The 26,275-nt window shown below is 63.2% G+C and carries 25 protein-coding genes; 6 read left to right on the top strand and 19 right to left on the bottom strand.

The window, feature by feature from the left end; all coding sequences use genetic code 11:
- Nucleotides 1-2: 2 nt before the first annotated feature.
- The 14 genes from bamA to folK form a co-directional block, all read right to left on the bottom strand.
- Nucleotides 3-2,417 (bottom strand): outer membrane protein assembly factor BamA, encoded by a 2,415-nt coding sequence (gene bamA / locus KSAC_RS12750; protein ID WP_102324828.1) that lies wholly within the window; start codon nt 2,415-2,417, stop codon nt 3-5.
- A 192-nt stretch (nt 2,418-2,609) separates the two neighbouring features.
- A complete protein-coding gene (gene rseP / locus KSAC_RS12745; RefSeq protein WP_132305694.1) occupies nt 2,610-3,719 on the bottom strand; it encodes an RIP metalloprotease RseP in 1,110 nt (369 codons plus the stop codon).
- Nucleotides 3,720-3,767: 48 nt separating this feature from the next.
- Nucleotides 3,768-4,925 carry a 1-deoxy-D-xylulose-5-phosphate reductoisomerase gene (dxr, locus tag KSAC_RS12740; RefSeq protein WP_132305692.1) on the bottom strand — a complete coding sequence of 386 codons (1,158 nt, stop codon included), beginning with the start codon at nt 4,923-4,925 and terminating at the stop codon, nt 3,768-3,770.
- Nucleotides 4,926-4,981: 56 nt separating this feature from the next.
- The gene (locus KSAC_RS12735; RefSeq protein WP_165927251.1) at nt 4,982-5,851 is read right to left on the bottom strand and encodes a phosphatidate cytidylyltransferase; all 870 of its coding nucleotides are present in this window, start codon (nt 5,849-5,851) and stop codon (nt 4,982-4,984) included.
- Entirely contained in the window at nt 5,814-6,494 is a 681-nt protein-coding gene (gene uppS, locus KSAC_RS12730) for a polyprenyl diphosphate synthase (RefSeq protein WP_243705376.1), read from the bottom strand. Before uppS ends, KSAC_RS12735 begins: the two co-directional genes overlap by 38 nt.
- Nucleotides 6,495-6,622: 128 nt before the next feature.
- The gene (gene frr, locus KSAC_RS12725; protein WP_102324592.1) at nt 6,623-7,189 is read right to left on the bottom strand and encodes a ribosome recycling factor; all 567 of its coding nucleotides are present in this window, start codon (nt 7,187-7,189) and stop codon (nt 6,623-6,625) included.
- Nucleotides 7,190-7,258: 69 nt separating this feature from the next.
- On the bottom strand, nt 7,259-7,999 hold the full coding sequence (gene pyrH / locus KSAC_RS12720) for a UMP kinase (protein WP_132305688.1): 741 nt from the start codon (nt 7,997-7,999) through the stop codon (nt 7,259-7,261).
- A gap of 117 nt (nt 8,000-8,116) precedes the next feature.
- Nucleotides 8,117-9,031, bottom strand: coding sequence for a GTPase Era (gene era / locus KSAC_RS12715; protein WP_102324594.1), 915 nt, complete (start codon nt 9,029-9,031; stop codon nt 8,117-8,119).
- Nucleotides 9,031-9,804 carry a ribonuclease III gene (gene rnc / locus KSAC_RS12710; protein ID WP_102324595.1) on the bottom strand — a complete coding sequence of 258 codons (774 nt, stop codon included), beginning with the start codon at nt 9,802-9,804 and terminating at the stop codon, nt 9,031-9,033. The genes era and rnc overlap by 1 nt, the downstream gene beginning before the upstream one ends.
- A gap of 1 nt (nt 9,805) precedes the next feature.
- A complete protein-coding gene (gene lepB, locus KSAC_RS12705) occupies nt 9,806-10,612 on the bottom strand; it encodes a signal peptidase I (protein WP_102324596.1) in 807 nt (268 codons plus the stop codon).
- A 125-nt stretch (nt 10,613-10,737) separates the two neighbouring features.
- Nucleotides 10,738-11,151: a holo-ACP synthase gene (gene acpS / locus KSAC_RS12700; protein ID WP_102324597.1), complete on the bottom strand. Its 414-nt coding sequence runs from the start codon at nt 11,149-11,151 to the stop codon at nt 10,738-10,740.
- 3 nt (nt 11,152-11,154) lie between these two features.
- Nucleotides 11,155-13,440: a RelA/SpoT family protein gene (locus KSAC_RS12695; RefSeq protein WP_110547147.1), complete on the bottom strand. Its 2,286-nt coding sequence runs from the start codon at nt 13,438-13,440 to the stop codon at nt 11,155-11,157.
- Between the two features lie 60 nt (nt 13,441-13,500).
- Nucleotides 13,501-13,893, bottom strand: a complete 393-nt coding sequence (gene rpoZ, locus KSAC_RS12690) for a DNA-directed RNA polymerase subunit omega (RefSeq protein WP_102324599.1) — start codon at nt 13,891-13,893, stop codon at nt 13,501-13,503.
- An 81-nt stretch (nt 13,894-13,974) separates the two neighbouring features.
- Nucleotides 13,975-14,514 carry a 2-amino-4-hydroxy-6-hydroxymethyldihydropteridine diphosphokinase gene (gene folK, locus KSAC_RS12685; RefSeq protein ID WP_132305686.1) on the bottom strand — a complete coding sequence of 180 codons (540 nt, stop codon included), beginning with the start codon at nt 14,512-14,514 and terminating at the stop codon, nt 13,975-13,977.
- 194 nt (nt 14,515-14,708) lie between these two features.
- Here folK and KSAC_RS12680 point away from each other — a divergent pair, with 194 nt between their 5' ends.
- Entirely contained in the window at nt 14,709-15,317 is a 609-nt protein-coding gene (locus KSAC_RS12680; protein WP_102324601.1) for a LabA-like NYN domain-containing protein, read from the top strand.
- 40 nt (nt 15,318-15,357) lie between these two features.
- Here KSAC_RS12680 and KSAC_RS12675 read toward each other — a convergent pair whose 3' ends face one another.
- Together KSAC_RS12675 and KSAC_RS12665 are read right to left on the bottom strand one after the other, a co-directional pair.
- A complete protein-coding gene (locus tag KSAC_RS12675) occupies nt 15,358-16,854 on the bottom strand; it encodes a malate:quinone oxidoreductase (RefSeq protein ID WP_102324602.1) in 1,497 nt (498 codons plus the stop codon).
- A gap of 364 nt (nt 16,855-17,218) precedes the next feature.
- Entirely contained in the window at nt 17,219-18,172 is a 954-nt protein-coding gene (locus tag KSAC_RS12665) for a bifunctional enoyl-CoA hydratase/phosphate acetyltransferase (RefSeq protein WP_102324603.1), read from the bottom strand.
- 192 nt (nt 18,173-18,364) lie between these two features.
- On the opposite strand from KSAC_RS12665, the gene KSAC_RS12660 reads away from it, so the two are divergent.
- A complete protein-coding gene (locus KSAC_RS12660) occupies nt 18,365-19,240 on the top strand; it encodes an NAD(P)-dependent oxidoreductase (protein WP_132305684.1) in 876 nt (291 codons plus the stop codon).
- Nucleotides 19,241-19,284: 44 nt separating this feature from the next.
- On the opposite strand, the gene KSAC_RS12655 is transcribed toward KSAC_RS12660, so the two are convergent.
- Nucleotides 19,285-20,145 (bottom strand): squalene/phytoene synthase family protein, encoded by an 861-nt coding sequence (locus tag KSAC_RS12655; RefSeq protein WP_132305682.1) that lies wholly within the window; start codon nt 20,143-20,145, stop codon nt 19,285-19,287.
- A gap of 129 nt (nt 20,146-20,274) precedes the next feature.
- On the opposite strand from KSAC_RS12655, the gene KSAC_RS12650 reads away from it, so the two are divergent.
- Nucleotides 20,275-20,883: a superoxide dismutase gene (locus KSAC_RS12650; protein WP_102324830.1), complete on the top strand. Its 609-nt coding sequence runs from the start codon at nt 20,275-20,277 to the stop codon at nt 20,881-20,883.
- A gap of 87 nt (nt 20,884-20,970) precedes the next feature.
- Here KSAC_RS12650 and KSAC_RS12645 read toward each other — a convergent pair whose 3' ends face one another.
- Both KSAC_RS12645 and yajC read right to left on the bottom strand, forming a co-directional pair.
- On the bottom strand, nt 20,971-22,395 hold the full coding sequence (locus KSAC_RS12645) for a sugar porter family MFS transporter (RefSeq protein WP_180967519.1): 1,425 nt from the start codon (nt 22,393-22,395) through the stop codon (nt 20,971-20,973).
- A gap of 86 nt (nt 22,396-22,481) precedes the next feature.
- A complete protein-coding gene (gene yajC / locus KSAC_RS12640) occupies nt 22,482-22,871 on the bottom strand; it encodes a preprotein translocase subunit YajC (RefSeq protein ID WP_102324606.1) in 390 nt (129 codons plus the stop codon).
- A 169-nt stretch (nt 22,872-23,040) separates the two neighbouring features.
- On the opposite strand from yajC, the gene KSAC_RS12635 reads away from it, so the two are divergent.
- The 3 genes from KSAC_RS12635 (at nt 23,041) to mutT (ending at nt 26,273) form a co-directional block, all read left to right on the top strand.
- Nucleotides 23,041-23,913 (top strand): ATP-binding protein, encoded by an 873-nt coding sequence (locus KSAC_RS12635; protein ID WP_118962449.1) that lies wholly within the window; start codon nt 23,041-23,043, stop codon nt 23,911-23,913.
- A 256-nt stretch (nt 23,914-24,169) separates the two neighbouring features.
- Complete coding sequence (locus tag KSAC_RS12630; RefSeq protein ID WP_102324832.1) at nt 24,170-25,270, top strand: aromatic ring-hydroxylating oxygenase subunit alpha; 1,101 nt, start codon at nt 24,170-24,172, stop codon at nt 25,268-25,270.
- Nucleotides 25,263-26,273 carry an 8-oxo-dGTP diphosphatase MutT gene (gene mutT, locus KSAC_RS17730; protein ID WP_132305680.1) on the top strand — a complete coding sequence of 337 codons (1,011 nt, stop codon included), beginning with the start codon at nt 25,263-25,265 and terminating at the stop codon, nt 26,271-26,273. Before KSAC_RS12630 ends, mutT begins: the two co-directional genes overlap by 8 nt.
- Nucleotides 26,274-26,275 lie beyond the last annotated feature (2 nt).

Genomic DNA, 26,275 nt, shown 5'->3' with positions numbered 1-26,275 from the left:
CCTCAGAATTGTTGGCCGAAACCAAAGCGGAGCAACTGGGTCCTGTCGTTCGTGCCCTTATGCAGCGGCACACCCAGATCGATGTTCACAAGACCGAACGGACTTTTCCACGCCACGCCTACACCGGTGGATACCACGGGCGTAAGCGTATCGTCATAGACCGGCGTATATTTGGGCCAGTCCTTCATGGATGTATAGCGGCGGCGGACGCGCAGCCCGTCCAGTCCACCCATATCCACGAAATAACGTCCTTTTATCCCCATGGCCGATGCAAAGGGAATGGGAAAGTCCACCTGGGCGGATGCGGTATACATGAACCGGCCACCAAGGAAGTCCTGCTGCGAATGCATGGGGTTACCGTCACGCGCCGGGATGGCGTAGCTTCGCGGCCCGACACCACCGTCCATGAACCCACGCAGTGAGTTACCGCCCAGATAGAAGTTATCGATGATATCGCTGCGACCGCCGCCCCAGTTCATGATGTCGCCCGCGCCACCACGGAAACTGACCGTCCATTCATGGTTGCCCATGATGCTGTCCAGCGGAATATAGTAGGCGGCATCCACCTTGCCACGCAGGTAGCGTTCATTGCCGCCGATACCGGCGAAGTCACCGCCCACGCGGATCACGAAGCCCTTATGCGGCTGCTGCCTGCGGTCACGTGTATCGTAGGTCAGCGTGGTGCTGAGCTGCGACAGCAGCGACCAGCCGTTCTGGTCCTGCACGTAATATGACGAATCCGACCACGTATCGCCGATATCACGATCGGTAAGCGTATAGCTCCACGACTGCGACAGGTGGTTGTTATAGGAATAACCCATACGCAGGGTCATGCCGATACGCGCTTCGGAATAGCTCTGGTAGGTCATGTAGCGGTTCTGGATACCGAACAGGTCGATGCCCGCCACAAGGTTGCGGTTCAGGAAATACGGGTCCGTCAACGAGATGTCGGCCTGTTCCTCGTAATACGCCGCCGTGCCGGTGAAGCCCGCATCGATACCCGTGCCCAGCAGGTTGTGCTGCTTGAGGCCAAGGTTACCCAGCACGCCCGCATCGGTCGAATACCCGCCACCGAGCGAGAACTCACCCGTTGGCTTCTCCACCACATCGGCCGAGATGTTGACCTTGTCTGGCGCAGAACCGGGGGTCTGGTCGATCGAGACGGTCTTGAAGAAGCCGAGATCCTCAAGGATCATCTTGGAGTATTTGCGGTCAAGCGGGGTGTACGGGTCGCCTTCGGCCATCGGCAACTGGCGGCGGATCACCTTGTCCTCGGTGATCGTGTTACCGTTGATGTCGATGCGCTCGACATACATCCGGGGGCCTTCGCTGATGTCAAACAGCAGGTTGACCGTATGCTTTTCCGGGTTACGGGCGATTTCCGGGTGGACCATGGCGAAGGGATAGCCCTTGCCCTGCAGCATTTCCTGCATGTCGGTCGCGTTATGCTGGATCGCGCTGCCATCGTACCACTGATTATGGAACAGCGAGATGTATTTGCGCATGGACTCCGCAGTTACGTGCCGCAGGGATGAACGGACATCCATCTTGTTCAGGCGGTAACGCGGACCTTCTTCCATCGTATAGGTGATGTAGAAGGACTTGCGGTCCGGCGACAGTTCGCCCGTGGCGTTCTTGATCTGGAAATCAACGAAGCCGTTCTTCAGGTAGAAGCGGTGCAGCAGTTCCGCATCGTATTTGATACGCTCGGGGCTGTACTGGTCGCTTGAGGCAAAGAAGCGGTACCACGCCGTCTCCTTGGAGGAGACAACACCGGCCAGCGCCGCGCTGCTAAAAGCGTGGTTGCCGACGAAGGTGACCTTCTTGATCAGCGTCTTCTGCGCTTCATTGATATGGAAGATCACGTCCACGCGGTTATGCGCAAGGCGGATGATCTGCGGCGTAACCGTCGCGGCGTAACGCGCCTTTTCCGCATAGACGCCCAGGATCTTCTTCCGGTCGGCCGAAATGCCCTGGGGCGAATAGACCGCGCGCGGACGCAGCGAGATGACCTTGGTCAGGTCATCGTCCTTGGCCGCGTGGTTTCCCTCGAACACGATACGGTTGACGATCGGGTTCTCGACCACATGCACCTCAAGCACGTTACCCACGCGCTTGAGGGTTACATCATGGAACAGGCCGGTGGCGTACAGGGTCTTGAGCGAACGGTCGAGCAGATCCTGATTGAAACGGTCGCCGGGCTGGACAACCATGTAGGACAGGATGGTGCTGGTCTCGATCCGGCTGTTGCCCTTGATGTCCACCGCCTCGATCGGGTCTTCCAGCGGCGGCGGCTTGATCGCTTCGACCTGTGGCCCCTGCTGCTCCGCATCGCCCGGCGCCATTTCTCCACCGAATGGTGTGTTCTGTGCCGCTTCTTCCTGTGCGTATGCACTGGCCGTCCCGAACAGCGGCACAACGCAGACAGACGCAAGCAGCGCTGAACGTTTACTCGACAAAATCGCTATTCCTCACCACTCGGCATGCGGATCAGCCATGCATTAAGACCGGATGGAGGGCCGGCTCCCTTCCTGTCATGTATCAGCTTTCGTGGCGGACCTATCCGATATCCGTCACAATGTGCAAGCACTTGTATCACTCAGCGTACCTTAGCCCTGTCCGGCACGTGAGGCGAGCCACTGAAACAGCCCGAAATGTGACAGATCGTTAAATGTTGAGAACAGGAACAGCCCGGCAATAAGTGCGAAACCGGCCTGAAAACTGATTTCCTGCACACGGCGTGAAACCGGCCGCCCCAGTATGGCCTCGCAGATATAAAATACCAGCCGTCCCCCATCGAGAATCGGCACGGGAAACAGGTTGATCAGCCCGAGATTGATCGACAGCAGCGCCATGAACGAGACAAGGCTGGAAAATCCGTACTGCGCGACCTGCCCCGACATCTGGGCGATACGCAGCGGACCACCCAGATCCTTGGTGCTGTGCTGGCCCGTAATCATCTGCCACAGGCCGTCCAGCGTCTGGACGGAGACATGCCATGTCTCCTTCACGGCGGAGACGAAGGCCATGGGCAGGGACTGCGGTTTGCCGATCTCGGCTGCGAAGGACACGCCGATCTGCCCGTGACGGGCTTCCCCCTTATCCCCCACACTGCCGATATGAACCGGCAGCGTCTGGTCTGCATCCCCCCGATGGACCGTAAGCGTCGTATCGACATCGGGCTGGCCACCGACGAAGGACTGCAGGTCGGTCACGTCACGCACGGCATGGGTGCCGACACGCACGATGACATCGCCCTTTTCCACCCCTGCGGTCGCGGCCGGACTGCCCGGCAGCACCTGCGCGACCTGATTGAGGATATGCGGTTGACCGGACATGACGAACAGCCCGGTAAACAGGACGATGGCGAGAATGAAATTGAAGACGGGCCCCGCCACGATCACGATGGCACGCGACAGGACCGGCTTGTCATGAAACGTGCGACCCGGCTGCCATGCGGCTTTCTGCTCCTCGGTCGCGTCTTCAGGTCCCTCGAATCCATGGGGGCGGACGTAGCCGCCCAGAGGCACGGGACACAGCCGCCATTCCGTGCCCACGCTGTCATGCCAGCGCAGGAGCGGACGACCAAACCCGATCGAGAAGACCTCGACATGCACACCCCGCCAGCGAGCGGCGAGGTAGTGACCAAGTTCGTGAATGAAAACCAGAACCCCCAGGACGAGGGAGAAGGCCAGAACAGTCCGGATCAGATCATGCATGATCGCTACGCTATCTCCCGACGGCCCGAAAGACCATCCAGAATCACATCAGGCGGCGCGGGCAACCGTGCGAAGGCGCGCTACACGACGGGCTTCGCTATCCCAGTGCAGTACTTCTTCCAGCGTATCGGCCCGCTGTGCGCCAATTGATTGCATCACATCCTCGACAATGCGTGCAATATCCAGAAAACCGATTTCGCGCTTCAGGAAGGCTTCAACCGCAATTTCATTGGCCCCGGACAGGATGGCGGGCATTGCCCCCCCGGTCCGCAGGGATTCGCGCGCAAGGCGCAATGCGGGGAAGCGGACTTCATCCGGGGCTTCGAAATCAAGGCGGGCCAGCGTCGCCAGATCCAGACGCGGCGAATTGGTGGGCATGCGTTGCGGCCATGCCAGCGTGTGGGCGATGGGGATACGCATGTCCGCCGAGCCAAGCTGCGCCACGATGGAACCATCGGTATACTGCACCATGCCATGCACCACGGACTGCGGATGCACGACCACGCCCAGCCTGTCTTCCGTCACGTTGAACAGACGCGCGGCCTCGATCAGTTCCAGTCCCTTGTTGAACATGGTGGCGGAATCAATGGTGATCTTGGCGCCCATCGACCATGTGGGATGCTTGAGTGCGGCTTCAAGCGGGGCCTTTTCCATTTCTTCCAGACTGGCACGGCGGAAGGGACCGCCCGATGCGGTCAGGATGATCTGTTCGACTTCATCCGCCTGCTTGTCAGCCATGGACTGGAATACGGCGTTATGTTCGGAATCGACGGGCAGCAGGGTCGCACCCGCATCCGCTACGGCGCGAAGCATGACATCACCCGCGCAGACCAACGCTTCCTTGTTCGCCAGCGCCACGGACCGGCCGTTGCGCACCGCTGCGAGGGTCGGTTCCAGCCCGGTCGCCCCGGTAATGGCCGCCATGGTCCAGTCCACCGGCAGGGCTGCCGCTTCGATTACCGCTTCACGGCCACCGGCTGTTTCCACGCCACTGCCCGCAAGCAGGGTTTCCAGTTCAGGCAGCAGCTTCTCGTCCGCGATGACCGCGCGCTGCGCGCCCAATGCCCGCGCCTGCTCGGCCAGACGGGCGACATTCCGCCCCCCCACCAGCGCGCCGGTACGGAACTGCCCCGGCGCCTGAAGCAGCAGGTCAACGGTGGAACAGCCGATGCTGCCCGTACTGCCCAGAACGGAAACTGTCTTCATTATCGCGTCATTCCCTAAAACTTTTCATGGCCCGCCCCGCAGGCATGGCCGCGCCTTCAGCGCTGCCCCACATACCAGAAAGCCGCCCGACCGACTGCCCCCAAAGACAGCAGGGCCGCCATGGGGGCTGCAACCAGCAGGCCGTCAAAACGATCCAGCAGCCCGCCATGACCCGGCAGGATCGTGCCCGAATCCTTCACGCCACGCGCACGCTTGAGCGCGCTTTCCGCAAGGTCACCGGTCTGGGCCGCAATGGCGACAAGCGCGCCGAATACCGCACCGCGCCATACCGCACCCGGCAGCGCACCGGGCATGAGCCCCGCGATCAGCATGCCCCCCAGCACGGCGCTGAGCAGGCCACCAGCCGACCCCGACCATGTCTTGGCGGGCGAGATGCGCGGGGCCAGCTTGGGGCCACCAAAAATACGCCCGGCCATGTACGCGCCCGTGTCGCTCAGCGCCACGCAGGCGACAAGGAACAGGACAACACCCGCCCCCGGTTCGCTCATGTAACGCAGCCACAGAAGGGACAGCCCCGCACAGCCAATGGCAACCTGCCCCGCCCCCAGCGCCGGACCCAGCACAAGGGCCGCCAGCATGACCAGCAGCGCACCGCCCCAGTGCCCCGCGATCGCGGCAATTCCGATACACACCGCCCATGCCAGACTGAGCTGGCCGCGCCGCGTGTCCAGACCATAGCCGAACATCCGCGCCCATTCGACCGCCATGCCCGCCATGGCCAGCACGATCAGGCCACCATAGACCAGTCCGCCCGCCCACACGCACAGCCCCGCGAACGGCACCAGCACGGCAGCCGAGATCACGCGGGCGCGGAGGTCTTTCCAGTTGGTGGATTTCTTCGGCGCAGTCCCGGTCGGGGACGCACCATTATTTGCAGACTGGCCGGGCACCGAATCGCCTTTCACGCCGTGAGTAGATATCCAGCACGGTATCGAAATGCGTTTCGTCAAAATCCGGCCAGGGCGTTTCGAGAAAAACCAGTTCGGCATAGGCCGACTGCCACAGCAGGAAGTTGGACAGGCGACATTCCCCGCTGGTCCGTACAACCATATCCGGGTCCGGCATGCCTGCCGTCTGCAGGGCGGTTGCGAAAACCGTCTCGTCTATCGCACTGGCTTCAAGCTCCCCGCGCGCGACCGCCTGCGCCATCCGGGCGGCAGCCTGCACGATGTCAGCCCGCCCGCCATAGGACAGGGCCAGCACCAGCACCAGCGTGTCGTTGCCCGCCGTGACCTTTTCAGCCAGCCGGGCTTCGTTCTGGACATCGTCGGGAAAGCGCGACAGATCGCCGATGACCCGCAGCCGCACGCCTTCGCGCGACAGCTCGGCCACCTTGTGCCGCAGGTAATAGCGCAGCAGCCCCGTCAGGTCCGCGACCTCACCGGGCGTGCGCCGCCAGTTTTCCGATGAAAAAGCGTAAAGCGTGACCCATTTCACACCCCGCCTGATGGCGGCGCGCACCGTGCGCTGTACGGCTTCCCCGCCCGCGCGGTGGCCCGCAAGCAGCGGCAGGCCCCGCATGTTCGCCCAGCGCCCGTTGCCATCCATGATGATGGCAACATGCTCCGGCAGGCACACAGGGGCTGCCGTACGATGATCTGACCCGGACAAGAGCTGGTCGTCCTCCTCAGTCACGCACGGGGAAAAACGGGGCGGATGCTGCGCGCACGAATCGATCAGACCTGCTTGATCTCGCGTTCTTTTTCACTCAGCAGTTCGTCAACACGCTTGACGTACTGATCGGTCAGCTTCTGGATCGCATCCGACCAGACCTTCACATCGTCTTCGCTGATGTCGCCGCTTTTTTCCAGCTTCTTGCTCTGGTCCATGCCGTCACGACGGACGCCACGTACGGCGATCTTGCCATTTTCAGCATATTTGCCGGCGGCGCGGGCCAGTTCGTTACGGCGTTCTTCCGTAAGCTGGGGAATGGGCACGCGCACCGTCTGGCCATCAGCCGCCGGGTTCAGACCCAGACCGGCATCGCGGATGGCGCGTTCAACCGCGCCAACCAGCGTGCGATCCCATACCTGCACCGTCAGCATGCGCGCTTCCGGCACGGCGATGGAGCCGACCTGCGTCAGCGGCACTTCGCCGCCATAGGCTTCAACGCGCACCGGTTCCAGCAGCGCCGGGCTGGCACGGCCAGAACGCAGGCCCGCGAAATCACGACGCAGGCTTTCAATCGCGCCGTCCATACGGCGGGTCAGATCCGCCAGCAAAGTTTTCTGATCGACAGACACTGTGGCCCTCCTTCTAATTCTCTATCCACCGGGCATGACAGCCCATGCGCAAACAGGGATGGCCCTGCTTCAGTCCGCCGTCACGATGGTGGTGAAACGTCCCTCGCCCCGCATGACGCGGGAAAAGGCATCAGGTTCGTGAATGTTGAATACCACGATAGGCAGCCGGTTTTCACGCGCAAGGCTAATGGCCGCCGCATCCATGACATTGAGGTCATTGGCCAGCACGTCACGGTAGGTCAGGGTATCATAACGCTGCGCGTCAGGGTTCTTGCGCGGATCGTCTGAATAGACGCCGTCAACCTGCGTACCCTTGAACAGGGCGTCACATTCCATTTCCGCCGCACGCAGCGCAGCCCCCGTATCGGTCGTGAAGAACGGGTTGCCGGTGCCGGCGGCGAAAATGACCACGCGGCCCTTTTCCATGTGCCTGACCGCGCGGCGGCGGATATAGGGTTCGGCAATGGAGGACATGTGGATGGCGGTCATGACACGCGTGGGCACGCCGTGGCGTTCGAGCGAATTCTGCATGAGCAGCGCATTGATGACGGTGGCCAGCATCCCGGCGTAATCGCCCTGGGCGCGGTCCATGCCACGGGCTGCTGCGGCCATGCCACGGAAGATGTTCCCGCCGCCAATGACCAGACAGACCTCGATACCCGTGCCGGCGACCGCTGCGACATCTGCCGCGATGCCATCGACCGTCGCCGGATCGACCCCGTACGACCCGCTGCCCATCAGGGCCTCCCCCGATACCTTCAGAAGGACGCGCTTGTAGGGGGGAACGTGGGGTTTGACGGGCTGGGTCATTGGTCCTCGGAACAGATCAGGCAAACAGGGCAAGGAACGGGCAGGCCACCCGGCCATGCCCTGTCATATAGAGGGAAGCCCCCCCCCACAAGCCGATGATGCCCCTCTTTTAAGGATTCAGGATGCGTCATCCAGACCGATGGCGCGCAGGCGGGCGCGCTCCTCATCCCATCCGGCGCGTTCCTTCACATTCAGGAAAAGATGGCATGTGCGCCCCAGCAGGCGGCCCAGTTCGCGCCGCGCCTTTTCGCCTATGGCGCGAATCCGGCTGCCGCGCTCGCCAATCAGGATCGCCTTGTGCGACGCCCGCGCCACGTAGATGGTGACATCGATGCGGACCGAGCCATCGGGCCGTTCTTCAAATCCTTCGGTCTCGGCAGTGGCGGAATACGGCACTTCCTCATGCGTCTGCAGGAATATCTGCTCACGCACCAGTTCGGCCGCGAGCAGGCGGTCGGGCAGGTCGGTCAGGTCATCTTCGGGGTAGAGATAGGGGCCGAGTGGCAGCTCGGTCGCCAGACGATCCATAAGGTCGTCCACCCCTTCGCCTGAGCGGGCGCTGACCATGAACACATGCTCCACCGGCAGGATGGCGGACAGTTCCGCCGTCAGCGGCAGCAGCGCGTCGCGCCGCACCAGATCGGTCTTGTTCAGCACCAGCCACAGCCTGCGCTTCTGTTCCGCAAGGCGGGTGGCGATGGCGCGCAGCGCATCGGTCATGCCCGCGCGCGCATCGACGATCAGCATGGTGATGTCCGCATCTTCCGAACCCGTCCACGCGGCAGCGACCATGGCACGGTCGAGCTTGCGCTTCGGCTGGAAGATGCCCGGCGTGTCAACCAGCAGCATCTGCGTCTGCTGGCGCATGAGGATGCCCAGCACCCGAAAGCGCGTCGTCTGCGCCTTGGGGCTGACGATGGACAGCTTGGTCCCCGCCATGCGGTTGAGCAATGTGGACTTGCCCGCGTTGGGCGCCCCCACAATGGCCACGAACCCGCAGCGTGTCGTGTTGTCCTGATCCAGCCCAGTCATTATTCGTGCCCTTTACGGTGCGTGGAGGCGTTGGCCTGCCTGTCCGCGCCAAGCTGGCGCAGCAGGTCGGATGCGGCGTCGCTTTCGGCCGCGCGCTTGCTTCCGGCTACGCCCTGCCCGGTTTTTCCCTGTGCGTCCACCGCAATGACGAAACGCGGCGCATGCGATGGGCCATCCGATGATACAACGCGGTACTGCGGCAAAGGCAGCGCGCGCGCCAGCACCCATTCCTGCAATGCGGTCTTGGGGTCCTTGGGCGGCCTGGCCTGCGCCACGATGGATTCATTCCATACCCGCCGCACGAAGCCACGCGCGGGGTCCAGCCCGCCATCCAGATAAATGGCGCCAAGGATGGCTTCCACCGCATCCGCCAGCACATTGGCGGTCTGGCGCACCCCGGCACGCGCCTCGTGCTCGGCTACGTCCAGCGCGGAATGTAGTCCCATATCCTGCGCAATCCGCGCCAGCACCGTGCGCGAAACCAGATGCGCGTGCCGGGGGCCAAGCGCGCCTTCCTGCTCATCGGGAAAGCGTTCGAGCAGCCATTCCGCCATAAGCAGGCCCAGTACGCGGTCGCCTATGAATTCCAGCCGCTCGTTGGACCCGGCCCCACGCTGCGCCGTGCCCTGACGCGCGCGCCTACCCCCATTGCGCTCATGCGCGGCGGAGCGGTGCGTCAGGGCGCGCAGCAACAGTTCGGGCCGGGTGAAATGGTAGCCAAGACACCCTTCCAGCCGTTTGATTTCGGCTGCGGGCACACCTGCCGCCTGCATATCAGCGAACCCCCATGAACAGCCTGTTCCACCGGATTTCAGCAGGCCAGTACCAGAACTGCCAGAACGGATGCGCGCCATCGACGGACATGAAGATCCATTTCGCCTGCCCGACCAGATTTTCCATGGGCACGAAGCCCAGATCCTGCGGCTCGTCCCCCATGAAGCGGCTGTCGGCGCTATCATCGCGGTTGTCGCCCATGGCGAAGAAATAGCCCGGCGGCACGACATATTCCGGCGTATCGTTCTTGCCGCCCTCATCCGTCAGTTTCAGGATATCATGCGCAACCGGCCCATGGCCGCCACTACCGGGCAGGATCTCGCGGTAGCGATCCCCTTCCATGTGGGTGCGGTGTTCATCGATCGCCACATATTCGCCTTCCGGCTCACGCGGGACTTCCTGACCGTTGAGGTAAAGCCTGCCCATACGCATCTGGATCACATCGCCGGGCAGGCCGACAATGCGCTTGATGTAATCAATGGACGTATCCTTGGTGAACCGGAACACGGCCACGTCACCACGATGGGGCAGGCTGTTGAATATCCGGCCTTCGAACAGGTTTGGCGAACCGGGCAGAGAAAAGCGGGAATAGCCGTAGCTGTATTTTGCCACCCACACATAATCGCCCACCTGTAGCGTCGGGATCATGGAGGCGGAGGGGATATTGAACGGCTCGAACAGTACGGTACGCACACTGATGGCCAGCACCCCGGCAATGACGATGGTGCGCAGCAGTTCAAGCAGACCGCCCTCGCGGCGCGATGTCCCGGCCTTGGGAGAGGAAGAAAATGTCTTGTTATCGTCCATTGGCATAAGCGCTCTTTAATCCGGATCTGGTATCGACCGGGCACGGACCGCCGGACGAATAACGTGCGGATCAAGCCCACGCACCCCCGCCGTGTCAAGCATTGCCCTTGCGGAAGGGAATGGGATCAGTCCGCGGCGGCCTTTTCCGCCATGATCATGACCTGCGCGAAGGCGTAGGGATGCTCGTCCGTCATCGTCAGGAAAATCCGCGCGGCATGTCCGGCAGGCAGCAGCGTTTCCAGCCGCGCCAGCGCACCGCCGGTCAGCCGCATGACAGGCTGGCCACCGGGCAGGTTTTCAACCCCCATGTCGTGATGGAACACGCCCTGCGCGAACCCCGTACCCAGCGCCTTCGCACAGGCTTCCTTCGCCGCCCAGCGCTTGGCGTAGGTACCCAGTCGGGCGGTTCCCTGCCTGCGCTCCGCTGCTGCCTGTTCCCGGTCCGTGAAGACCCGTTTCAGAAACCTGCCATCATGACGCGCCAGTACCGTCTCGATCCGCCTGACATCGCACAGGTCGGAGCCTATGCCGATCAGCATGACCTAACCCCTTGCCCGTTCAACCTGAACCACGCCCTTGGCGGAACGTAGCCCCACCATGATGGCGGTCAGGTGCCGCAGGTCGCGCACTTCGATATCAGCAAGGATTTCCATGAATTCAAGCTGACGGTTGACGATACGCAGGTTGGCCATGATGCCTTCATGCTTGGTGGCGATATTGGTCAGCGTCGCCAGCATGGCCGGTTCATTGGCCGTCACCACGCTCAGCCGCCCGGTATGGTGCCCGGTCGCATTGCGGGCGATCAGGTCGTAATCCCAGTCGAGGTCCATGAAGCGTTCAGGCGTTGCGGCAAAGGTTTCCAGCGTCTGGCACCCCAGCGTATGCACCGTGATCCCCTTGCCGGTCGAGACGATCCCCACGATCCGGTCGCCGGGCAGCGGATGGCAGCATCCGGCGAAATGCACCGCCATGCCCGCACCCACGCCCGCCAGCGCCATGCCCGCTGCCGGTCTACGCCGCCCTGCGGCACCACCGGACGCCCCGGCGGAGGAACGCATGGACAGGCCCGGCACCATACGCGGCGCACGCGGCGCGCGGCGCAGTTCGGGATAGGCAAGCTGCACCACTTCCCGCGCGGACTGGTTGCCATTGCCCACGGCCACATACAGGTCGGCCACAGTCTGCAGGCGCAGGTCCTTGAGCAGGCTGTCCAGCACCTTTTCCGATCCGTCCACCCCTTCCTGCCGGAACGCCTTGGCCAGCGCTACGCGGCCGCTTTCCAGATGGGCTTCACGCTGCTGCAGGGCGACATGACGGCGGATACGCGCCCGCGCCTTGCCGGTGACGACAAAGCGTTCCCACGACGGCGAAGGCGTGCCGCCGCGCGCGGTCATGATCTCGACCTGATCGCCGTTCTGCAGTTCATGGCGCAGCGGCATGAGCCGCCCGTTTATGCGCGCGCCCACACACGCATCGCCAACCTGGCTATGCACGGCATAGGCGAAATCGACCGGCGTCGCCCCACGCGGCAGGGGAATGAGCTGCCCCTTGGGGGTAAAGCAGAAAACCTGGTCCTGATAGAGTTCGAGCTTCGTGTTCTCGAGGAACTCGTCAGGGGCTGCCGAATCTTCCAGAATATCCAGCAGGTCCTGCACCCAGCGCAGCCCGGACACGACCCCCCTGGCCGCGCCATTGGCGCCCGCATCGGGCAACTGTTTGTACAGCCAGTGCGAGGCCACACCGTTTTCGGCCACGTCGTGCATTTCCGCCGTGCGGATCTGCACCTCGATCTTCTGGTTGCGCGGATGGCGCAGCGTCACCCCGGTATGCAGGCTCTGGTAACCATTGGCCTTGGGGGTGGAAATATAGTCCTTGAAGCGCCCGGCAATGACCGGATAGGCGCCATGCACCGCCCCAAGCGCGATATAGCAGGCTTCCCGCGATGGAACGATGATGCGGAACGCCATGATGTCGGAAAGCTGCTCGAACGCGACATTGCGCCGCTGCATCTTTTCCCAGATGGAATAGGGCGTCTTTTCGCGCCCGGTCACATCCACGCCTTCCACCCCGGCATCGGCGCACAGGGCCAGAAGTTCGCGGCGGATTTCCTCGATAACGTCAGCACCCTGCCCGCGCAGGTAATTGAGGCGGGCGCGGATGGTCGCCATCGCTTCCGGCTCAAGTGCCGCGAAAGACAGGTTCTGGAGTTCGCCCTTCACCTTGTCCATGCCGATACGACCGGCAAGGGGGGCGTAGATTTCCATGGTTTCGCGCGCGATGCGCTGCCTGCGGTCCAGACGCTGCACGTAATGCAGCGTGCGCATGTTGTGCAGGCGGTCCGCCAGCTTGACCAGCAGCACGCGGATATCGCGCGACATCGCAAGCACGAGCTTGCGGAAATTCTCGGCCTGCTTGGTCCGGTCGGACTGAAGCTCCAGCCGCGTCAGCTTGGTGACGCCATCAACCAGTTCGGCAACCGTATTACCGAATTTGTCGCGCAGTTCCTGCTGGGTGACACCCGTATCCTCAATGGTGTCATGCAGCAGGGCTGTAATGATGGATGCGGTATCGAGGTGGAAGCCCGCCAGTATGTTGGCGACGGCCAGCGGGTGGGTGATGTAGGGATCACCATTGTCGCGCGCCTGCCCGGCATGGGCGGCCTGCGCCACCGCGAAGGCCCGCCGGATCAGGTCCGCATCGGCCGACGGGTCATAAGCGTGGATGCGACGGATCAGCCCCTCGCACGAGATGACCCGCTCCCCTTCGCCCTGCACGGCAGGCAGGGCCACCGCACCCTCGGTCACTCCACCTGTGGCAGGCACAGGCATGGAAGAAGATGTCGTTTCCGATCTGACCGGGTCAGTCACCTTCCACCCTTTCGCCAGATGTTACCGGCCCCGTCCGCTCAGGGCCGCCTCGACAGAGGCTTCAAGTTCTTCAGCCGTCATGCCGCCGGAATTGCGGGCCTCTTCCTCGGCCGAGACATCCTGCAGGCCGAAGATGTTCTGTTCGGTCGGGATCAGGTCGACCACTTCCTCATCAGCGGGCTCCGGCTCGGGCGCGCGGGCCAGAGAGCGGACGAGGTCGCTGCGGATCTGGTCCAGACCGACGGTCTGGTCAGCAATTTCGCGCAGGGCGACGACGGGGTTCTTGTCGTTGTCGCGGTCAACCGTCATTTCCTCGCCCCGGGACAGGGCGCGCGCACGCTGGGCAGCCAGCAGCACCAGTTCAAAACGATTGGGAACCCGCTCAACGCAGTCCTCGACAGTGACGCGTGCCATCAGGCCTGAACTCCGGTTATTAATTGGTTACGTGGATCAGAATTTACCTTACTAGCCCCACCCCTGTCCTGATGCAAGCATTCAGTCGGCGGGCGTGGCCTTCATCACGGCGATGTCCTGATCCGCCACGCCGGGCAGGAAGGCGTCAAGCCCCTGCCCCGTAACCGGGTCGCGCCAGTCGGGCATGACATCGCGCAGCGGCAGCACGACAAAGGCCCGCTGCGTCGCGCGCGGGTGTGGTATAATGGGGTCAAGACTGGCGCGCACCAGATCGCCCATGGAAATGATATCAAGATCAAGCGGCCGGGCGGCGTTGACCACCGTGCGCCTGCGCCCGGCGCGGGCCTCGATTTCATGCAGCCGGGCCAGCAGGCCAGCGGGATCGATCCGGCCCGACAGCCGCACGATGCCATTAACATAAGGTGGCTGGCCCGATGGTGGCACGGGCGCGCTTTCATACCAGCGCGACACCGCCACGACCGACAGGCCGGGAATGCGCCCCAGTTCGTCCACCGCCCACAGGCAGGTGGCAGCCGCAGTTTCACCACTTTCGCGCGGCAGGTTCGCGCCCACCGCAATCACGATATCCGTAAGGGAAGCAGGAGGTTGCAGCATTGTCATATGAAAACTGTATTCCGGGCGTTCACGGTCGGTTAGTAATTCCCCCCACAGGAAACTTCTGGAAGGCAACCGGCTTCATACACCATGAATCATTATGTCCGACAACTTTCACTTCGATGCCCGAATACATACCCATAACGAAATTTAACGTGACCGCGACATCTCCACTTTCTTGTTTCAGGGACTGACCGTAAATGTTTTTTCAACCACAGGATCGGCTCTGCCTCTTCATAGATGGCACCAGCCTGTATTCCGCATCCCGCAACCTTGGATTTGAAGTCGACTATCGCAAGCTGCTGCAGTTTTTCCGCTCGAAATCAAACGTCCTGCGCGCCTATTACTATTCCGCCGTACTGGACACCGAAGAATATTCTCCGCTGAAACCCCTGACGGACTGGCTGGTCTATAACGGCTATACGCTGGTGACCAAGAACGCGCGGGAATTCATCGACCATAACGGCCGCCGCCGGGTGCGCGGCAACATGGATGTCGAACTGACGGTGGACATGATGGAAATGGCCCCGCATATCGACCATGCGGTGCTGTTCAGCGGGGATTCCGATTTCCGCCGCGTGCTGGAAGCCGTGCAGCGTCAGGGCGTGCGGGCCACCGTGGTCGGATCGATCAAGACCACGCCACCGCTGATTGGCGACGAACTGCGCCGTCAGGCCGACCAGTTCATCGAACTGGCGGATATCGCCACCCATTTCATGCGTCGCCAGATCGAAAACCGGCCCCAGCGCGCGCCTGCGCCGCCCGTTCGCCACCCGGCGGACCAGATGAGCGAAAACGACGACGAATAACGGCCATCCCCGCCCGGACAGCCGGGCGGGGAACCTGCCTTCAGCCCTGTAACTGCAATACCTTACGGGTGCGCTCACGCACCTGCGCGCACATCTGCGCATCCTGCCCCAGTCGCGTGCCGAAGGACGGCACGATCTCACGCAGGCGGGCATCCCACTGCGGCATGCGGCTGGCGAAGCAGCGCTGCAGCACCGTCAGCATGATGGGGGCCGCCGTGGATGCGCCGGGGGATGCCCCCAGCAGGGCCGCCACGGACCCGCCGGCACCGGTCACGACCTCCGTCCCGAACTGAAGCACGCCGCCGCGTGTCGCATCTTTCTTGATGACCTGCACGCGCTGGCCCGCGGTAATCAGTTCCCAATCTTCCTTGCGGGCGGTGGGGACGAAATCACGCAACGCCTTCATCCGGTCCTCATTGGACTGGAGCACCTGCTGGATCAGGTATTTTGTCAGCGCCATGTTGTCGCGGGCGACCGCCATCATAGCCCCGATATTGTCCATGCGAATCGAGCGCGGCAGATCCAGCCACGATCCCGACTTCAGGAACTTGGTCGAGAACCCGGCATACGGCCCGAACAGCAGCCCGCGCTGTCCATCGATCACGCGGGTATCGAGATGCGGCACCGACATCGGGGGCGCACCAACCGACGCCTTGCCATACACCTTGGCATGATGGCGGGCGACGACATCGGGATTGGTGCAGCGCAGGAACTGCCCGCTGACCGGGAAACCGCCAATGCCGTGCGCTTCGGGTATGCCACTTTTCTGCAGAAGCGGCAGCGCGCCACCGCCCGCACCAATGAACACGAACTTCGCGCGCACCTTGCGCTCCGCCCCGCCATGCATGGCGCGGACCGATACATCCCATTCATTGTTGCCTGCGGGCTTCAGGTCCTCGACTTCATGGGCGAGGTTGAGTTCAAAGCCCGGCTTGCCCTGCAGAAGCTGGATCAGGCGGCGTGTCAGCGCACCGAAATTCACGTCCGTTCCCGCCGGGTGCCACGTGGCGGCAAGCGGCTGGCCCGGCGCGCGGTCCTGCATGACCAGCGGCATCCACTGGGCAAGCTGCGCCTCATCGGTCGAGAAGGACATGCCTTCGAATAACGGATGATCCTGCAACGCCGCATGCCGCCTGCGCAGGAAATCCACGTTTTCCGGTCCCCAGACGAAGCTCATATGCGCGATGGGGTTGAGGAAATCGCGCGGGGAAGCGATCTGTCCCGTTTCCACAAGATAGGACCAGAACTGACGCGATATCTGGAAGGCTTCGTTGACCGCGACCGCCTTGGAAATATCCACATTCCCGTCCGGGCGGAGCGGCGTGTAGTTCAGTTCGCACAGGGCGGAATGACCCGTGCCCGCGTTGTTCCACGCATTGGAACTTTCCAGCGCCACATCATCGAGCCGTCCGAACAGGGCAATGGACAGGTTGGGCTCAAGCTGCCGCAGCAGCGCGCCCAGTGTTGCACTCATGATCCCGCCGCCAATCAGGACCACATCATAGGTGGAAGCGGAGGATGAGGGATTCGAGGTCATGGCTTTCTCCGGATCGGCATCGGAAACCCGCTGCGTGGCTGTTCATCGGCTGGACCGGGCAGCCACCCGGCGGCGCGGGGAACCCGGCCTGTTTCATACGTTCATGTCTGACGGCGGCGGTGGCGCGCATGGGGTGCCCATACCCGCCGGAGTGTCGCCGTCGTCATTTCTGTCAGCCCTTTCCTTGCCACCATGTGGGACGAGGCGGGGCATCATCTCTGCGCGAGGAACCCGGTCCATCGCATCGCCCCACGGCGGACGCAGGGATGCGCAACCGCGCCTGCCGCCCTGAAGGCAGGCCCCGGCCCCATGGACACTATCGCGCGAGCGGGCCGCCCCTCCTTACACACATCACATCGCAGCGTCATCCGCATTGATCCATGCTGGCCACCGGATTCCCGCCATAGCCGTGGCGGATCATGACGGCGGCCACCAGACACGACAGCATGCGCACGGGTACCGGGTCGGCCCGGCTGGTCAGGATGACGGGCACACGCATGCCCATCACGATGCCTGCGGCCTGTGCCTGCCCGATGAATGTCATCTGCTTGGCCAGGATATTGCCTGCCTCCAGATCCGGGGCGACCAGAATATCCGCAAGCCCCGCCACGGGGGACACCACGCCCTTGCATGCGGCGGCTTCGGGACTGATGGCGTTATCGAAGGCCAGCGGCCCGTCAAGGATGCCGCCGGTGATCTGCCCGCGTTCGGCCATCTTGCACAGGATCGCCGCGTCCAGCGTGGAAGGCAGCGCAGGGTTGACCATTTCCACTGCCGAGAGCAGCGCGACCTTCGGCTGGTCCAGCCCCAGCATGCGGGCAAGGTCGATGCTGTTCTGGACGATATCGCGCCGCATATCGATTTCGGGGGCGATGTTCACCGCCCCATCCGTAACCAGCAGCACGCGCGGGGCCTGCGGGGCGTCGATTACATACACATGGCTCATGCGGCGGGTGGTGCGCAGCCCCCCTTCGTGATGGCCGAGTTCATGCAGGAAGATGCGGGAGTGGAGCGAGCCTTTCATCAGGGCCGCCACCTTGCCCCCATGGGCCATCTGCACGCCATGGCGGGCTGCGTCCTCAGGCGTTGCGACATCGGCAATATGGCACGCGGTCAGGTCGATCCCGGAGGTTGCGGCCATCTGGCGGATCAACGCCGCCGGACCGATCAGCGTCGGCACGGCCAGACCACGCGCCGCGATGCCAGCCGCGGCCTGCAACGCCGGCACGCTGCATGGATAGACCACGCCCAGTTGCATGGGGGGGTGGCTGGCTATGGTCTGGGCAAGATCGTCAAAAAAACGCAGGGACCGCATCATCTCTATTCTTTTTCCGGTTACGGACTGGCCGTTGGTCCTGATGCCACAGCCCCCCGGCCTTCCCTGCCATCATCTTTATGCGAGGCCCCTGCCCCGCGTGACATCCCTGCGTGACCTCATGCATGCTGGGCGTCACTTTGGCGCAGGTCCCTCACAACCGGACCGTGTGCATTCAAACCAAGGAGAACACGCATGTCCACCGCTCCCCTGATCGGTTTTGTCGGATTCGGCGCCATGGCCTCCCGCATGGGCGCAAATCTGGTGAAGGCAGGATACCGGATTGCCGCCTATACCCCGTCGGGCAAGGGCGGAGACGGCAGCACGCGCTTTGTGCCCACGCCGCGCGCACTGGCGCAGGAAGCCGATATCCTGATCGCCTGCGTGCCTGATGATGAAGCACTTGCCAGCGCCCTGCACGGGTCCGATGGCGCACTGGCCGGGCTGAAGGCCGGTGGCCTGCTGATCAATACCAGCACGGTCGCACCAGAAACCTCCGTCGCGCTGGCGCAGGAATGTGCGACGCGCAACATCGCCGTCATCGACGCCCCGGTGGCGGGCAGCACGCCAGAAGCGGAATCGGGCAATCTCGTCATCCTCGCAGGTGGCACGGCGGACGAAATCGCGCGCGCACAGCCGGTTTTCGATGCCATAGGCCGTCTGACCATCCATGCCGGCCCGGCGGGCAGCGGGTCGAAGCTGAAACTGGTCATCAACGGCATCATGGGCGCGACACTCGCCGTCGTGGCGGAGGGGGTGACCTATGGTCTGGCCGCAGGACTTGACCGGAGCATGCTGTTCGATGCGCTGGATGCGGTGCCGGTCATCTCTCCCCACCACAAGCGCAAGCTGAAAGCTGCGAAGGAAGGGGATTTCAGCCCGCAGTTCCCCACGCGCCTCATGCAGAAGGACATGCGCCTGCTCATGACCGATGCGGCCCGGCAGACCGCCCCGCTGCCAGCGATGGCCGCCGCGACGCAGAGTCTGTCACTCACCCGCCGTCGTCACCCGAACGAGGATTATTCCGCCCTGTTCGCTGTCATGGAAAGCCTGGTGACCAACACGCCCTGACCGTCCGCCCCATGCCTGCCGGGAAAATGCTCAGGCGTAGGTTCCTATATTCGGCGGCGCAGCAGGGCGCGCATGACGGCCAGCCTGTCACCCAGACCGCGCGGCTGCGTGCCCTCGCCCCGAATGGCGTGGGGACGCATGTCGCGCAGGCCCAGTATGGCAGGCAGTCCAGCCGACATGGCGGCACGCGGCAGGCGCGCGCCCTCGCCGCCGCGCACCATCGCCAGCCAGTCCCGCCCCTGCTGGCGCAGTCCATCGCGCAGGGTGGCGATCTGGGTGGCAGTCGCCTGCCCGGTGCGCAGGCCATCACGGGTCAGGCCGGTTTCGGCCAGCATATCATCCGGCAGGGGGCAGCGCCCGCCGTGCAGCACGACAGGCAGGTAGCGCACCAGCGCGCCCACGCCATAAATCCCGCCCATCAGCCGGATGCGCGCCAGTTGTTCCGCATCGGTCACGCCAGTAGCTTCGGCCATGGCGACCTGCACGCCCCCCGCGCCGTCCAGCATGCTGGCCTGCCATGTCGGCCTGTCCGGCAGGCCATCGAGTTCACATTCCCGTGCCATAATGATGCCATCCAGCGTTTCACGCCGCACGGCCCCACGCGCCAGCAGGTCAAGGACGGCGCGTGCCGTGTCATGGCGCTGCGCGTTGCCGCTTTCCAGCACGTCGCGCCACCATTGCAGGCGGATCAGCCCCGCCATGGGACCGGCGACCGACCATGAAGCCGATGTACCCACCGCCCGGATACATTCATGGTTGAAGGTAATCAGCGTCAGGGCTGCGATACGGGCGGCAGGGGGCAGGAACAGCGAACAGAAGAAACGGTCCGGGTCAACCTGACGCGCGGCCTGCATGGTGGAAAAGGCCACTTCCCCGGATTGGGGTGCATCCATCTGGCCGGTCATGGCGTTTGCCCCACGAGGGAACGGAGGGGCATGGTCATAGGACCGTCACTTGACGCACCCGCTCCGCCCCCATAGCAATCTTGGTATGGCGGTCGCAGGCCGCCCCTTGCACTTCCCAGGAGAATGTTCATGGCTTTTGAATTGCCGTCCCTTCCCTTCGCCTACAATGCGCTGGCCAACCGTGGCATGTGCCAGGAAACGCTGGAACTGCATCATGACAAGCATCATCAGGCCTATGTGACGGCCCTGAACGGCTTTGTCGAATCCAAGCCGGAACTTCAGGGCAAGTCGCTCGAGGAAATCATCCTGACGGTCAAGGGCAAGCCTGACCTGGCGCCGGTGTTCAACAATGCGGGACAGCATTGGAACCACATCCTGTTCTGGCACAACCTGTCACCGGCTGGTGGGGCGATTCCCGATTCCCTGTCCAGGAAGCTGGTCGAGGATTTCGGCAGCATCGAAAAGTTCAAGGCTGACTTCAAGGCAGCCGCCGCATCGCAGTTCGGCTCGGGCTGGGCATGGCTGGTGCTGGCTTCCGACGGCAAGCTGAAGGTGACGAAGACCGCCAATGGCTCCAACCCGCTGGCCGAAGGCCAGGGCAAGGTGCTGCTGGGTCTGGATGTGTGGGAACACTCCTACTACCTCGACTTCCGCAACCGTCGCCCCGACTACATCGTCAACTACCTGGACAAGCTGGCCAACTACGAGTTCGCCGAAGCGCAGCTCCAGTCCGCCTGATCCCCATCCATCAGGCACGATGTGGAAAACCCGGCCTTGCGCCGGGTTTTCTGTATCCGCGTCCTGAAATCTTCATTCCTTGCCGTCTTATCGCGTATCCCGCCCCAGCGTGCGCAGCGGCGTGCCGCGCATGAGTTCGGTCTCGATCTGTTCCAGCGTCATGCCCCGTGTTTCGGGCACATGACGGATGACCATCACCATGAACAGCGCGTTAAGCGTTGCATAACCCCACAGCACCCGGTTCGTGCCGAAGATTTCCAGACCACTGAGGAACGTGGCGCTGACCAGCAGGTTGGCGATCCAGTTGGCGCAGGTGGAACACGCCATGCCGAACTCCCGCCCCCGCAGCGGCAGGATTTCGGCACAGAGCAGCCATGCCAGCGGACCGGCGGAAAAAGCGAACGCCGCCACGAACAGAAGCATGAACGCCCCCATCAGCAGCCGCATGCCCTCCGTCGGGGGTTCGCCGCCCGCGAACATGATCGCCTGTCCCGCCATGGCCACCGCCATGAGCGCGAAGCCACAGATCAGCATGGGCCTGCGTCCCACCCGGTCCACACATGTCATGGCGATGGAGGTGGACAGGAAATTGATGATCCCAACCCCGACCGGCCCCCACACCTGCACATCATGCCCATACCCCGCCAGCCCGATGATATGGGGGGCGTAATACAGGACCGCGTTGATGCCGGAGAACTGCTGCGCCACCTGTAACGCCACGGCGAGCCACAGCCCGCGCCGGCAGTTGGGGTTGTTGATGAAACTGGTAATGCCGTCCCCGCGCGTTCCCAGCCGCGCCATGATCGCATTGCGTTCCGCCGTGACCAGCCGGGGCAGGCCCCGCAGTTCGATCAGCACACGGCGCGCATCCCGTTCGCGTCCCTGCGCCAAAAGCCAGCGCGGGCTGGGCGGCAGGAACAGCACGCCCATCATGAACACAAGGCCCGGAAAGCCCACGATGCCCAGCATCCACCGCCATCCCCCGAAATAGGAAAACAGCCCATCGGACACGAAAGCGGACAGCAGCCCAAGCGAGATCATGAGCTGGTAGCCCAGTATCATCGCACCCCGGCGGCCTGAATCTGCGATTTCAGCAATATAAAGGGGGGTGACGAAGGTGGTCGCCCCGGTAGCCATGCCCAGCAGCAGCCGGGCGATCAACAATGCGCGGAAGGTCTCGGCTTCAGCGCATAACAGCGGGCCGAATATGAACAGCCCGGCGGTCAGGACCAGCGTGCGCTTGCGACCCCATACGTAGGACAGCCACGCAGCGCCGATCACGCCAAACGCAGCGCCCAGCAGCATGATGGCGACGACCGATTCGCGCTGGAAATCCGACAGGATGAATTCCTGCGCCACCAGATCCAGTGCGCCGGACATGACCCCCGTATCCAGCCCGAACAGGATGCCGGACAGGGCTGCAAGCCCGGCGGCCAGTCCCGCCCGCCCACGTATCGCTGACCCGGTCCGGACGGCGGGGCCAGTCTGCGCGATGCCGGACTGCCTGTGCATTATGCCTCCATCTGCTTTCAGTAAAGAACGGCACAACGCAGTGGAAGTTCGCCCCCAACCGGCCAGGAAGGGGCGAAAAGGTGGGATCAGGCGTCTTTTGCGGTCTTTTCCGGCGCGCTGTCATTGGCCGGGGTGGCGGAGCTTGTGATGACCGAGCTTATGGTGTCACGCAGCACCATCACACGCACACCCGCCGCGATTTCGATCTCGACCTCGTTCGACTCCGCCTGCACCTTCTGCACCACGCCAATGATGCCGCCCCCGGTCAGCACGCGGTCGCCACGACGCATGGCGGCAAGGCTGTTGCGCAACTGCTTCTGCTTGAGCTGCTGCGGGCGGATCAGCAGAAAATAGAAAATGGCGAACATGGCCACGTAAGGCAGCATCGCCATGAGGCCATCAGCACTCAGGAAACCGCCACCGGCGGACTGGGCATGGGCAGGCGTGGTCAGGAAATCGTTGAAAATGGAAGGCATTGCTATCTTTCCGGCACAAGGGGAAACTGAACGGGTTGCAGGTTTGTCATGCGGACCATAGTTTTCGCCTGTTTCCCGTCAAGGCGTTCGCCTGCCGCAACTGGCCAACGCGCTCCGGATCACCCGGTGGCATGCCCACCGTATTCGCCATGCTGAATCAGGATCGACGATGGACAGCAACACCCTGCCCCTGCTTGAACGTATTGCCGCGGCCCTTGAACGGCTTTCGCCGCCTGCCCCCTCCCTTGCCGGGCTGGACGGGGCGGATGCCTTCATCTGGCATCCCTCGCTGGGACGGCTGACCCCCGTGCCCCATGTCGCGCATGTCGAGATGGAACTGCTGCAGGGCATCGCACGGCAGCGCCAGATGATACTGGACAACACGCTGCACTTCGCACGCGGGCTTCCGGCCAATAACGCCATGCTGTGGGGGGCGCGGGGGATGGGTAAATCCTCGCTGGTCAAGGCAGCGCACGCGCAGGCCAACATGGTGGACGGCAGACCCGCAAGCCCCGGCAGGGGGCGGCTGGTGCTGGTGGAAATCCAGCGCGAGGATCTGGCCACCCTGCCCGAACTGCTGGCCCTGCTGCGGTCTAGTCCGCGCCGGTTCATCGTATTCTGCGATGACCTGTCGTTCGAACGCGAAGACGCGGACTACAAGGCCCTGAAATCCGTTCTGGATGGCGGCATCGCGGGGCGGCCGGAAAATGTGCTGTTCTACGCCACATCCAACCGCCGTCACCTCATGCCGCGCGAGATGATCGAGAACGAAAGCTCGACGGCGATCAACACCTCCGAAGCGACGGAGGAAAAAGTATCGCTGTCAGACCGCTTTGGCCTGTGGATCGGTTTCCATAACTGTGCGCAGGATACGTTCATGGACATGGTCCGGGGCTACGCCAGGGAACGGAAGCTGCCGATCGGCGATGAAGAACTGACCCGGCGGGCCAATGCGTGGTCGCTGGCGCGGGGCGGGCGGTCGGGCCGCGTCGCGTTCCAGTTCATCGAGGATCTGAGCGCTGAACTCGCCCCCGGCCCGTAATTACACCATCCACCCCGTCCCCGTTGCGACAGCATCGGGCAGGCGGGGAAAACCACGGCGATAGATTACAAAATAATTAAAAGACTGAACCATTTGCCCTGCCCGTAAAAAACATCCTTAATATCGCCGTGGTGGCAGGATACGGTTGGGAACAAGTGCCCCCTTGCAATCGGCATCCCGCCCCATGGCACATCCGGCTGCCATGCCCCGTTAACAGTCAAGAGAGACAATGGATCAGTCGTCACCGCCTGACAGCATGCAGTCCACCGCCCCGGTCAACGGGCGGGACCTGCGCCGAATCCGTGCCAACCCCGATTTCTGGTATCCCGTTGCCTGGTCACGGGAACTGAAGCCGGGCAAGACCATCGGCACCCGCTATGCGGGGCAGCCCATAGCCCTCGTACGTCCCCGCGAAGGGGGCAGTGTTTTCGCGCTGGAAGACCGGTGCGCCCACCGGCAGGTCCCGCTTAGCAAGGGACAGGTCAAGGGTGACTCCGTACAGTGCTGCTACCACGGATGGGCCTATGGCCGTTCGGGCCGCTGCATCGACGTGCCCTACCTTGGCAAGGGCAAGCTGCCCAACGGGGTGCGTACCTATCCCGTGCGGGAAATGGACGGGCTGATCTTCGTCTTTCCGGGCGATGCGGCCAAGGCGGATACAACACCCCTGCCCCGGCTGGCGGAAGTTGCGAACCCGGCCTACAAGACCCGCCGTTTCGGCCAGCTTGTGAACTGCCACTACAGCTTCATGCATGAAAACCTGATGGATATGAACCATCAGTTCATGCACATGAAGCAGATGGGCCAGATGAAGCCGCGCTTCCTGGGGCAGGAACGCGGACCGGGACTGGTAGAAGCCCGCTACAGCTTCGCGCGCACCGGCGGCAAGCAGCCGCTGGGGGAAGCGCTGATCTTTGGCCAGAAGCGCGACAACAGCGAGAAATTCGCCTTCCGCGATGTCATGACCATCCGCACGGTCTATCCCTACCAGACCCTTCATATCCAGACGGGCGACAATGCCCCGGTCATGGATCTGTGGATCGCCTATGTGCCGCAGGATGAAGCCGAACTGACCAACCGGGTGTTCGGGCTACTGTCCATCAAGCGGCCGGGCATTCCGGGCGTTCTGGATCTGGCATGGCCGTTCCTGACCGCGTTCACCGAACGGATCTTCCGCGAGGACCGGGAAATCGTGGAACTGGAACAGGCCGCGTGGAACGAACAAGGCGGCGACCGGAATCAGGAAATCTTCCCCGTCATCTGCAACCTGCGTTCGCTTCTGGCGGAATGCGGGCTGCCCGCGGATCAGGATACGCCTGCGCCGATCGCCACAGGTGCGCCCCAGCCGCATGCCTGAACGCAATGGACAGGGAACCGGCCCCGTGCTGGAGGCCGGTGAATACAGGCTGCGTGAAGTCCGCATGTCCGATGCCGGGACCATGCACAGGCTGATCAATGACTGGAGCGTGGTGCGGATGCTCAGCCGCGTTCCGTTCCCCTACGCCCTTTCCATGACCGAGGAATGGATCGCCGCCACCATCGAGCAGGCCCGGCGTGGCGAAGCCTATCACTTTGCCATCACCTGCCCGCAGTCGGACCAGCCTGATGCGCTGATCGGCTGCATCGGGCTGCGCATCAATCCAGCCGACCGGTCCTGCACGCTGGGCTACTGGGTCGGGCGCGCGCACTGGAACCGCAAGGTTGCCAGCACGGCGGCGGGACGGCTTGCCCGCTGGGCGCTGGCCAATCTGCCGGTGGACCGCCTTACGGCATCGGTCGCCCATGACAACCATGCCTCGGTCGCGGTCCTGCGCCGCATCGGCTTTCGTGAAAACGGGACGGGATCACAGGAATTCGTCTCACGCGGGGGGGAATATCCCGTCCGCCTGTTTGAAGCGCGTCATGCCGACTTTGCCGGTGAAGGCGAAAACGGGGCGGCGGAAACCGCACCGGATGGCGGCCGCAAGATCGTGCTGGTGGCGGCTGTCGCACTGGTCGATTCGGATGCGCGTGTCCTGCTGGCCCGCAGGCCGGAAGGCAAATCCATGGCCGGCCTGTGGGAATTCCCCGGTGGAAAGGTCGAGGCGGGCGAAACACCGGAAGAGGCGCTGATACGGGAACTGGATGAGGAACTGGGGCTGGATGTCGCCCGCTCCTGCCTTGCCCCGTTCACGTTCATTTCCCACGATTACGGGCATTTCCATCTTCTCATGCCCGTCTATGTCTGCCACCGCTGGAAAAATACACCCACCCCCCGCGAAGGGCAGAAACTGGAATGGGTGCCCGCCACCGGGCTGCGTGATTACCCTATGCCCGATGCCGACCGCCCGCTGGTCCCGCTGCTGCAGGACCTGCTGTAGCT

Source organism: Komagataeibacter saccharivorans (assembly GCF_004348195.1).
In the GTDB taxonomy this organism is placed as follows: Bacteria; Pseudomonadota; Alphaproteobacteria; order Acetobacterales; family Acetobacteraceae; genus Komagataeibacter; species Komagataeibacter saccharivorans.
The sequence above is the reverse complement of the archived record's forward strand: the minus strand, read 5'-3'. Positions and strand labels throughout refer to the sequence as shown.